Annotated in this window: 9 protein-coding genes and 1 pseudogene; 4 read left to right on the top strand and 6 right to left on the bottom strand. The window is 68.1% G+C overall.

Annotation, left to right across the window (positions count from 1 at the left end):
* Nucleotides 1-353 precede the first annotated feature (353 nt).
* Both ABEA43_RS67170 and ABEA43_RS67165 read left to right on the top strand, forming a co-directional pair.
* The gene (locus ABEA43_RS67170) at nucleotides 354-1,298 is read left to right on the top strand and encodes a phosphotransferase family protein (RefSeq protein ID WP_345581248.1); all 945 of its coding nucleotides are present in this window, start codon (nucleotides 354-356) and stop codon (nucleotides 1,296-1,298) included.
* Nucleotides 1,299-1,318: 20 nt separating this feature from the next.
* Nucleotides 1,319-1,483: pseudogene (locus ABEA43_RS67165) on the top strand (GNAT family N-acetyltransferase); the annotation flags it as partial.
* A 614-nt stretch (nucleotides 1,484-2,097) separates the two neighbouring features.
* Here the strand turns inward: ABEA43_RS67165 and ABEA43_RS67160 are convergent.
* The 3 genes from ABEA43_RS67160 to ABEA43_RS67150 all read right to left on the bottom strand — a co-directional run bounded on the left by ABEA43_RS67160 (nucleotide 2,098) and on the right by ABEA43_RS67150 (nucleotide 5,157).
* Nucleotides 2,098-2,952: a hypothetical protein gene (locus tag ABEA43_RS67160; RefSeq protein WP_345581245.1), complete on the bottom strand. Its 855-nt coding sequence runs from the start codon at nucleotides 2,950-2,952 to the stop codon at nucleotides 2,098-2,100.
* Between the two features lie 671 nt (nucleotides 2,953-3,623).
* Nucleotides 3,624-3,851 (bottom strand): hypothetical protein, encoded by a 228-nt coding sequence (locus ABEA43_RS67155; protein ID WP_345581242.1) that lies wholly within the window; start codon nucleotides 3,849-3,851, stop codon nucleotides 3,624-3,626.
* Between the two features lie 571 nt (nucleotides 3,852-4,422).
* Nucleotides 4,423-5,157, bottom strand: coding sequence for a phosphotransferase (locus tag ABEA43_RS67150; RefSeq protein WP_345581239.1), 735 nt, complete (start codon nucleotides 5,155-5,157; stop codon nucleotides 4,423-4,425).
* A 134-nt stretch (nucleotides 5,158-5,291) separates the two neighbouring features.
* On the opposite strand from ABEA43_RS67150, the gene ABEA43_RS67145 reads away from it, so the two are divergent.
* Both ABEA43_RS67145 and ABEA43_RS67140 read left to right on the top strand, forming a co-directional pair.
* Entirely contained in the window at nucleotides 5,292-6,452 is a 1,161-nt protein-coding gene (locus ABEA43_RS67145; protein WP_345581236.1) for an MFS transporter, read from the top strand.
* A gap of 32 nt (nucleotides 6,453-6,484) precedes the next feature.
* Nucleotides 6,485-6,619 carry a hypothetical protein gene (locus tag ABEA43_RS67140; protein WP_345581233.1) on the top strand — a complete coding sequence of 45 codons (135 nt, stop codon included), beginning with the start codon at nucleotides 6,485-6,487 and terminating at the stop codon, nucleotides 6,617-6,619.
* A 156-nt stretch (nucleotides 6,620-6,775) separates the two neighbouring features.
* On the opposite strand, the gene ABEA43_RS67135 is transcribed toward ABEA43_RS67140, so the two are convergent.
* The 3 genes from ABEA43_RS67135 to ABEA43_RS67125 form a co-directional block, all read right to left on the bottom strand.
* On the bottom strand, nucleotides 6,776-7,015 hold the full coding sequence (locus tag ABEA43_RS67135) for a hypothetical protein (protein ID WP_345581230.1): 240 nt from the start codon (nucleotides 7,013-7,015) through the stop codon (nucleotides 6,776-6,778).
* Between the two features lie 655 nt (nucleotides 7,016-7,670).
* On the bottom strand, nucleotides 7,671-8,837 hold the full coding sequence (locus ABEA43_RS67130) for a hypothetical protein (RefSeq protein ID WP_345581227.1): 1,167 nt from the start codon (nucleotides 8,835-8,837) through the stop codon (nucleotides 7,671-7,673).
* Nucleotides 8,834-9,364, bottom strand: a complete 531-nt coding sequence (locus tag ABEA43_RS67125; RefSeq protein ID WP_345581224.1) for an RNA polymerase sigma factor — start codon at nucleotides 9,362-9,364, stop codon at nucleotides 8,834-8,836. The genes ABEA43_RS67130 and ABEA43_RS67125 overlap by 4 nt, the downstream gene beginning before the upstream one ends.
* Between the last annotated feature and the right edge of the window lie 350 nt (nucleotides 9,365-9,714).

Genomic DNA, 9,714 nt, shown 5'->3' with positions numbered 1-9,714 from the left:
GGACGAGATTCTCGCCGACCGAATCGCCCCCGCTACCCTGCGGATGTATTGGGCACATTGGATGCTGCGGCAGCTGTGCCGGGCGGTAGGGTCCGCTCCATCCAACGTGGTCGACTGGCATCTCGACATGACCGAATCCCGGCTGGCGTGAAGGTGGTCGGTTGGCCCCCATGGGGGTTATACGTTCGGTCAGCACTACGCCCCCAGTGATCAACTGAACGAGCAGCCCGGCGAATTGACGGCCCTCCGCTCGGGTCCGTGCGACGAGCCCAAAGTAGGCTCGGTTCTCCCGAAGCTGCCACGAAGTGCCAACTAGCTCTCTGTCCATGCGCTGAAATTTCGAGGTCGAACCGATGAATCAGGGCGCCCATCCCGAAGAGCTGCCGGCCGAGGTCCTGGACGACGTGGCCAGCGTGGTCGGGGCAGAGGTCACTCTTCTCAGTCGCCTTCCCGGAGGCGTCAATGGGGGTGCCATGCGCGTCCAGTTGGCCGGAGGGGCAAATGCAGTGCTCAAAGCAGTGCCCCGGGCACACCCCACCCACCTGGATGAGACGTTGCGGGCCCAGAGAGTGGTCGAGCACATGCGTAGGCGCGGCTATCCCACCCCGGCCTGGCTCGGAGTGGGGGCCACAGCCACTCATGTATGGCATCTGATGGACTTCGTTGACGCGGCTCCCGCGCCAGATCTGACCCAGTCCCTCATTGAGCAGCTGATGGAGATCATCGAACTCCAGGCCGGCCAAGCCTCCGAGCCCTACGACCACTGGTCGTACGCCTGGCGGGTCGCCACCGGTCAGGAATCGGCTGTCGCCGGGCTGGATTTCAACGAGACACCGGAGCAGTCGCGTCTCCGCCAGTCCGTGGCCAGGCTCTCGGGGTATTCCTCCGTGGTGTCGGCCTTGGTCGAGCGCCTGCGGCTCGTGTGTGCCGACGTCCCACCACCACGAGAAGCACCTGACATGGTGCATGCCGATCTCTCAACCCCCAGCAACATCCTGGTCCGTGACGGAGCGGTGGTGGCGGTCGTGGATATCGGGAACGCAGGAAGCGGCACGCGGGCGACTGATCTCACCGCCCTCGTGTGGTACTCCTTCCAGGATCCGCTGCTGGACGGTGTCCGAAGGCGGCTGTGGACGAGAATCCTCGACCTGGTCGGCTGGGAGGGGGCGGCGGTGCTCGCAGCGGCACAGATCCTCCTCATGATCGAGGTCCCCATCCGTCACGGGCGCCACGATGTCGTTCCAGGGGTGGTCAAGCGCGGCCATCGCGCCCTCGACGAGCTGAACGCGCTTCGCTGACCCTACGAGGGCGTTCGCGCCGTTCCGCCCTTCACATCCTGGTGCAAGCCCCGGACGGGACCATGACCGCGTCCGCGATCATCTGGCTCGACGAGCACAACCGGGCCGCCGAGTTCGAATCGGTCGGCACACACCACCGCTATCGGCGACTCGGCCTGGGCCGTGCCCTCCCGCTGCACAGCATGGACCCGATCGCAGCCCGGTGGCCGAGCCCGCCACCGAGGAGATCACCGCCCCGCCCAGCGCCGCCGTCCCCGCTAATTCAGCACCCCGGCGCCCAGGTGTCGCCCACCGCCTGACCAGCCCCGGGATCAGGGACCGGCCAAGACCGTGATCAGCTTGCGAGCAGCGGCTCTCGTCAGGCGCCGCAGTGCCTGACCAGTCCTTTCGCACACCGCGGCAGAGGGCGCCGGTGACACACCGCCAAGCGATGGCCAGAGTCCCGCAGCCGGCGCTCAGAAGCAGAAGAGGTAAGCACTGTTGAGCGACAGGAGAGTGTCGGCGGGCCGCGGCACTTATGTCAGTAGCAGAGTGTGATCAGACAGGTGATCACTACGGGTGGCTGGTCGTGCTGCCGCCCGTGCTCGCCGTGCTGAACTGGGCGAGCCGGGATCTCCGCTGACGAGACGCGGACAGGGCGCTTCGGTGGGCCTCTGGCAACTCGACCGCATTACCGGAGTCGTCCGGCCCGCTCCCTGTCGCACACCTGCCACCCGGTCCCGATGGCGTCTCACAACGCCGACGGAATTCCAGCTCCGAGGCAGCTTGGCAGCTCATCGCACACTTCGTGACAGCACCCCTACACTCGCGCAAGCCACGCGGCCGTGACAGGACGCAGGCTGTCGAGGAGCGAGAAGAGCTCCTGAGAGGTCATGGCTGTGCCGGCAGCCTGGACCAGAGCGCTCCCGTGCCAGGCGAACGCCGCGACCTCCCCGTTCGAGTCCTCGCGAATCCACCGGTCACCCCCTGTCGGGGTGCAGGAAACGCCGTCCGTGCCCCACCTGAGGCGAGGGTACGGTGAGCCGCATGCGGCCTTCGGCGCGGCGGCCGTGGCGGGACGGAGGAAAATCTGGACCTCCATCCGGCCCGGGCGCGTGTACTCGAGCAGGATCGCCGTTCCGTCCTCCTCGCCGGTCCACAGCTCGGCTCGACTGATGGTGTAGCCCGGCCTCTCCGGTGCGAGCAGCGGGATGCCCGATCGCTGGAAGGCCAAGGCCTCCTGCCATTCGTGCAGCGGATCCCGCACCTGACCCGAGATCACGTGCACCGATAACAGCAGGCCGGTGACCGTGATCGCGACCCACCGGTCACGGGCCCACCAGACTGCCGCCACGTACCCGAGCACCCCGGCGACGACCCACACCCCAATGGTCCACATCTCGTCGAAGCCGAAGAGGTAGAAGTCGGGGATGACCTGCATCAGCGCCGCCCCCAGTACGGACGTCGCGATCGGTCCAGCGATCGCCACGGCGCCCCAGCGCGGCATCCGCAGCAGCACCGCGCCTACCGCACCGAGTGGGAAGGGGACCAAGAACATCAGCGCATCGTTGAGAATCGTGCCGAGCTCGTGCTCCTGTGCGATCGCGTCGGCGTAGATGAACGCCACGACCGCCCCGACCACCAGCCCCACCGACGCGCCCCTGAGCGATCTCATATCGCAACATCCCACCACACTTCTGGACGGTTACCGGTTGAAACGCGCACGGACGTAACAACCAGGGTGAGGGCCAGGCACCACGGTCTCGACCCCCGCCCCAGCGCGCTGGCTGACACTCTCGCACCACCGGACCGCTCACAAGGGGTCTCACCGGAATACTGCTGGGATGGGCCGCGGTCTTCTCGGACGTAGGTTCCTGGACGGTGTTCGTGCAGGTGAACTTCTCGTCCCGCAACGTGTGCGTTTCTGAACACCCAGCTACTTTGGGGCTGGGGTCAGCTTCGGGAGCGGAGGGCCGTACAGGCGGGGCAGGTTGGGGTGCCGTTCCGGGTCAGCAGGTCGGCGAGCCACGCCCAGTAACGCCTCCTCAGTGCCTCAGGATTCCCATGAGGCCGACCGCGCCGTGACTGCTGCTGCCGGTCGGCGGCTGGTGGCGGTCACGTCCCCCATCACCTCGCCGATCGGGGAGCGTCGCCCTGGGCGGGCAACTGCAGCAAGCCGCCGTCGAAGGCCAGATGGAACACGGCGCCCAGGCGTACGGCCACGAAGTCGGGGTCGGCTGCGGCGGGCGTGTGGGTATCCGGGCGGAGCGCCGGTGCGGCAGGGCGACCCGGCCGGGGCGGCGCAGGAGGTCATCGGGCAGTCGTGGGCCTCCACGCAGAAGGAAGTCATCGTCGTGCACCCGCGATGCCCGATGGCACGACGATGCCGTCCCGCATACACCGCGCGCCGGATTCGACATGGATGGAGAAACGGGCGCCGTGCTCACGGCAGGCGGCCACCACGTCCTGCAGGCCAAGGGCGGGCATCTGGCCGTCGCCGAAGCCCAGCCGCCATTGAGCCGGCTGATCGGCCTGATGACCCAGCACGACAACCGGCCCGCCATCACCGTGCATGCCGGCATGGCCGCGGCCACCGACGTCGAGGCCTACCAGATCGACGCCCCCGCGCCGATCCCCCGGGCACCTGCCGCACATACGCGAGCTGCGCGACGTCCACGTGCCCGCCCGGCGCCCACGAGCGGCCCGGCCACGCCGCGAACCGGCCGACCTGCCGCCGGCCACGCCGACCCTCGGCCGGCCCCGGGTCCTGCTCGAACAGGCCGCCGACCAACGGCACGTCCTCGCCGACCGGCTCAGCACAGGAAAGCAGAGAAACGAGGCGTGCAGCCCGATCCCTGGCTGAAACCCTACGGGATCGGAGCTGACCTCTCACGGGGAGTGACTGCGCTCGGAGGCAGGTTTTCTCCCATCGCCACGGAGCCGCTGCTCGGGCCCGGGTCGCGTGGTTGAGCCCAGGAGCGGTTGGCCTCGAGCTTTCTCCCTGGTGCGCAGTGCCGGGAGCGTGAGCTGTTCGGCGTCCGCGGCCGGCGGCCGCGGGTGCGGATGCCGAACGGGTCGCCCAGGTTGCGGCGTCGGCGGCTGAGCAGCCAGTCTCCGACAGCGTCGGCTTGGTCGCGGTAACGGCCTACCCCGACGGCATGGCCGAGCCGTGCGCATTCCTCGTTGAGGATGACGACGTATCCCTCAAGGGCGGCGACCTCGGCGTCGGCGAGCGGTCGGATACTGCGGTAGCCGTCCAGCAGTTCGGCGGCACGCGTTCGCTGAAAACGCACCGTACCGGTTTCGGGTGAGATCGGGAAGAATCCGGTGGTGCGCAGGCCGGCGGCGCGTGCATGACCTTGTCGAAGTCGATGAATCCGAAGCCGCCGTCGCGCCCCACGACGACGTTGTCCCAGTGCAGGTCGCCGTGGATGGGCTGGGCTCGCAGATGCCGCTGCTGGGCGGCGTACGTCAGGGAGATGCGATCGCGCCACCTGTGGCGGGCGACGTACCAGGCGGGCGGCGGCTGCTCGCTGCTGGGGATGGGGCCGCGCTCGAACGACAGAAGCCGATCGGCGAAGGTGCTCCCGCCGTGGCGGGCCAGTTCCTCGTGCAGGTGGGCGATGTCCCGCCCGAGACGGTACGGGGTGCTGCGGCGGGCTGGTCCCTCGCCGATCCAAGTGGTCCAGGGGCGGCCGCCGTGCTCCACGCCGGCAACCGCGAGCGTTTCAGGCCGTTGCACGCCTTCGACGGCGTTGACGAGACGGCCGATGCGTGAAATCAGCGCGACGGGTTTCGGCGTCAGCCGCAGCGCCGCTTCCGGCTTCCCTGGCGTGCTGGGGATGGCATGCCACACGGTGGCTTGCGTGCCGCCGCCCACTGACATCTTGGTGTGGATCGGGCGGTGGACCTAGGACCAATGCCCGATCCGCGCTCCATCGCCAACCAGGCACCATTGCGCACGTGCTCGTTTCCCCGCCACGCAGTCCGGCCAGGCGCCCCTTCCTTGTCGGCATGTTCGTCGACGCCCTCGGCAGCGGCCTGTACATGCCGATGACATTGTTGTTCATCCAGCAGGTGACGGGGCTGCCCGGGACCACGGTCGGGCTGGGGATGACACTGGCGGCCACGCTCGGCCTGGCGGCGAATCCGCTGGCCGGAGTGCTCATCGACCGGTTCGACGCACGTAGCGTATTGGTGGGCACCTACGTGATCCGCGCGCTCGGCTTCGCCCTCTACCCGCTCGTGGACGCCTTCGGCCCGCTGATCGCCCTCGCCGCCGTCATTTCGGCCGGTGACCGTGCCTATTATCCCGCCGCAGGCAGTTACGTCGCCGCGCTCACAGAAAGCGGAGGCCGTGACCGCCTGTACGCATTGCAGGCCACAGCCCGCAACGTCGCCTTCGGCCTCGGCGGCCTGCTCTCGGCGTCAGCGGTGTCCATGGCGGGCCCGACCGGCTTCACACTGATCGCATTCCTCAACGCTGTCAGTTTCGTGCTGGCCTCGGTCTGCCTGCTCCTGCCCGGCGGTCGCGTCCCCGCTGCCCCCCGACCGGGGAAGAAACCCGGGGGCTATCGACAGGTCCTGTCCGACCGGCCGTTCATGGGAATCGTGGCAGTGGAGCAGGCCTTCACGCTGACCCGCCTGATCCTCTCCGTGGGCTTGCCTCTGTACGCCGTCTCTGCGCTGGAGGCCCCTCCCGCCCTGCTGGGCATCCTCTACACGCTCAACACGCTGCTCGTCGCCGCCGGCCAACTCCTCATACGGCGCCTGCAGCGGCGTACTCGCCGTACGCATGCGATGGCGCTCGCCGCCGTCGTGTTCATCCTCTCCTGCGCCCTGTACGCCGCCGCGGCGCTCTTTCCTTCCGGCCCGCCCAGAATCGCCGTCCTCGTGGCCGCCACCCTGGTCTTCACCCTCGCCGAGCTCATGCACGCCACCCCGGCCGCCGCCCTGGCCGCGAGCATCGCACCCCCCACCCTGCGCGGCCGCTACCTGGCCGTCCACCAGATGACCTGGTCAATAGGTCAGGTCATAGCCCCGGCCGGCTTCTCCGTGCTGGTCGCGACGGCACCCATGGGGTTGTGGGCGATGCTGGCCGTGCTTCTGGGGTTCGCCTGCGGGGCGCTGCTGCCGCTCTCGCGCCGCCTGCCCGCCTCCGCCCTCCGGCCCTGAGGGCCGTTCGCCGGACTCATGCTCGCCCACCTGTGCCACTGCCATCGATCTGCACGAGCCAGCTCTTCGCCGACCGCCTTGATCAGCTCAAAGCCGAGGGCTATCAGCTGGCCGAGGAACACGTCGCGGGACTGTCGCCCTTCGTCCGCCAGCACATCAACGTTTGATCGGCACCTACCCCTTCGCCCCAGCCCGACCTCGGCCCCGCCGGCGCCCGGCAACTCCGCCACCCTGATGAGCCGAATGGGGAAGAGGGCCGGGGCTCTACTCGCGAGTATTAGCGCTAAGCCGTGACAAGCCGTACCGACTGGAGAACGCGCTGATCAGTGAGTACGGCGGCGGGGCGCCAGCACCCCGATGACCTTGGCGGTGGCTTCGGCGCCGGGTTTGACGTAGCACAGGGTGGTGCGCGGGTTCTTGTGCCGGGTCTTGCCCATGTTGAGCTGCGATGGGACTTTGGTGTCGCCGAGGTGGGTGGCGGCGCTGTGGCGTAGCTGGTGCAGGTCGAGCCCTGCGTAGGCGTCGAGCAGGACACAGCTGGACCGGCGCGAGCGGGCCTTCAACGATCACTACGGAGCCGTCAGAAAGATCAGGACGAAGACTGTCGGACAGGGCACCCGCAGACGAGCAGGGAATCCCCAGGAGGGCAAGCGCGACGCCGTCGTTGATGCGCATTGTCACTGAGTAGAGGGTTTGCGACTTGCCGTCCGGACCGGGGTGACGGCAGATCGACGACTGAGGACAACCGTCGTGATCGGCAGCGAGTCCGATGGTTATCTTGGGTTCTTGGCCTCTTTTCGCAGGTCAAAGCGATATGATCTTGTCAGGCACGTAAGGCACGTTGACCGGCCCTGAAGGCATGTTGCATCGAAGGCGTGCCCGGGTGCTCGGCGAAGGCGGGCGACGGCTGAGGCGTAGGAGCGTTGGCGTTGGCTGCGCGCGGCGTGGCCAGGAAGGCGGTCGCGGCGAGGGGCGACCTGCCGCCGCGCAATGCGGTGATTGTCGGTGCCACGCTCATGCTGGTCACCAAGTGTGAACGGCGTCCGGGCGCGATGTGCCGGATAACGTGCCCAAGTCGTGCAGCGGCCGGGAGCGTGGGTCACCCGCTCAGCGCGCCGTCATGATCGCCCATGTACGGGATAACCGGCCATTATCACGTACATAAGTTGACGACTTCCTGTAGGCCCAGGCGGTCGACCGACGAGTGGATGTCGGGTCTCAGTCGACGCAGTCCTTCCGGTCGGTCTGAGTGGGGGCAGGACACCTTTCGGGAAGCCGGGCGGCGGTGTCGGTCCAGGCGGCTCGCTGGTAGACGAGTGCGTGGTAGACGGTCCCCGCGGGCAGGCCCGCAGCCCCTTCGCTGCCCGCCGGGTCCTGCGACCAGGGCTTCACGATGACGTTCTGCAGCGCGAGTAGCCGGCCGCTGGATTCCTCCACGATGAGTTGCTGCTCGCTCTGTCCGTCCCCCATGGCCTGGGTCCATCCGATGCCGATCCCCAAGCGTCCTTCGGCATCGAAGATCCGGCCGAGGGCTCGGGTGCCGGGCAGGCTCGCCACCATCCGGTAGAGGGCCCCGCGGGTGCCCGCTGAGATCGGGGCGTGCTGGAGCAGGTCCAGGGAGATGCTGAGGAGCCAGGAGTCCTTCGTGGCCAGCGAACTCCCCGCGGGCGGTGGCGGCCAGTCCTTCATGGTCTCGCTGTAGGCGGGCCAGAACGCCAGCAGGCGTTCGCGCAGCTCGTCCGGTTCCTGAGGCAGATCGAGCAGCTCAGCGGCGGGAAGTGTGAGCCCTTGATCTCCGTAGGGCCAGGTGCCGGGCATGAACATGAATCTCGTGCGTCCGAGCGGAGCCGTGTCGTTCCCGCAGTCGGTGTCGTTGCCGCACAGCTTGGGTTTCCCCGCTCGCCGCCACGCCTGCTCCTCTTGTCCGGACGCCGGCACGGTGGGCAGGCCGCGTTCGGTGAGCACGGTGAGCGTCGCCGGGTCGCGCGGGGCCCATAGGCCGGTCTGGACCCGGGTCTTGATCCGGTACCGGTTGCCCGGTGCGCCGATGATCTCCTCACCTAGGATCAGGCCCTCGGCGTACCAGAACCGCCCGGGCGTCTGCTGCTGCGCTGCCGCGCTGCGGGCCGCCATGTCCAGCGCGTTCCCGGCGGGATGTGTGGCCACGTGCCCCGTGGAGACGCCGGGGTCGAGCAGGCGGGGGAAGGCCAGCGCGCCGATCACGGAGGCCGTGGCCAGCGACGCGGCGACCGCCCCGACCCACCGTGCGCGGCCCCGTCGCACCGGCGTGGGCAGTTCCTCCATCCGTGCCCGGGGCGACCCTGGCAGGTCGAGGTCGGCGGGCCGGGCCGCCGCCAGCAGATCGAGCGCGTTCTTCCGCTTCACTTCTCCTCCTCCGGGACGAATGCGGGCCGGGGGTCGGCCGCCGTCACGTTGTTCATGGCGGCCTCCAGTCGCCGGCGGGCCCGATGCAGCCGGACGAAGAACGCCGATCGCGAACTTCCCACCACCGCGGCCGCCTGCGCCGAGGTCAGCCCGTGCCACGAGACCAAGGTCAGCACTTCTTTGTCCGCGTCGCTCAACGTGGACAGGGCTTTCATCGCGGTTGCCCGTTCGGCCACCTGGTCGGCCACGTCTCCCTCAAGTTCCTCGGTCCAGCCGCGCAGCGCCTCATCCAGCGCCGCCTGCCGGAGCTCGTCGCGATAGAGCTCGCGGATCACGTTGTGCGCCACACCCAGTAACCAGGGCAAGGGCGCCTTGGCCGGGATAACGTCCCGCCGTCGCCACACGACCACGAACGTCTCGCTGACCACCTCCTCGGCCAGCCGGCGACCACATCTGCTCACCGCATACGCGTACACCCGGGGGCGGTACGCATCGAACAAAGCGGCGAAATCATCATCACTCAGCACATAGGCTCCCTCTTTGGCCCTTACATCAGGTAATGGTCAAAGGCGGATCAGTCTTACAGTCAATGCGAAGATCGTTCCCTCGCGAACATGCCGCGGGCCGTGAGCCGTCCCCACGCTGCAATGTGTTCAGCCCAACACCGGGACACGCAGTCCCAGCAATCGTTGTCTTGGGTTGCTGCCTCGCCTCGCAGGTCGAGGCGAGATGATCTTTTCCTGTCATGTGAGAGCCTGCTGACAAAGGCTTAAGTGCTGGTGGGCATGGGGCCGTAGAGAGCCGGTGCGATCTTGTTGATGTAGCCCTGATGGGACCATTGGGACAGTTGAACGCGGAAGCTGTTGACGTTCTCGAT

This window comes from Nonomuraea rosea, assembly GCF_039539705.1.
GTDB lineage: Bacteria > Actinomycetota > Actinomycetes > Streptosporangiales > Streptosporangiaceae > Nonomuraea > Nonomuraea rosea.
Note: the sequence above shows the minus strand (reverse complement) of the source record. Positions and strands in the feature narration are given on the sequence as shown.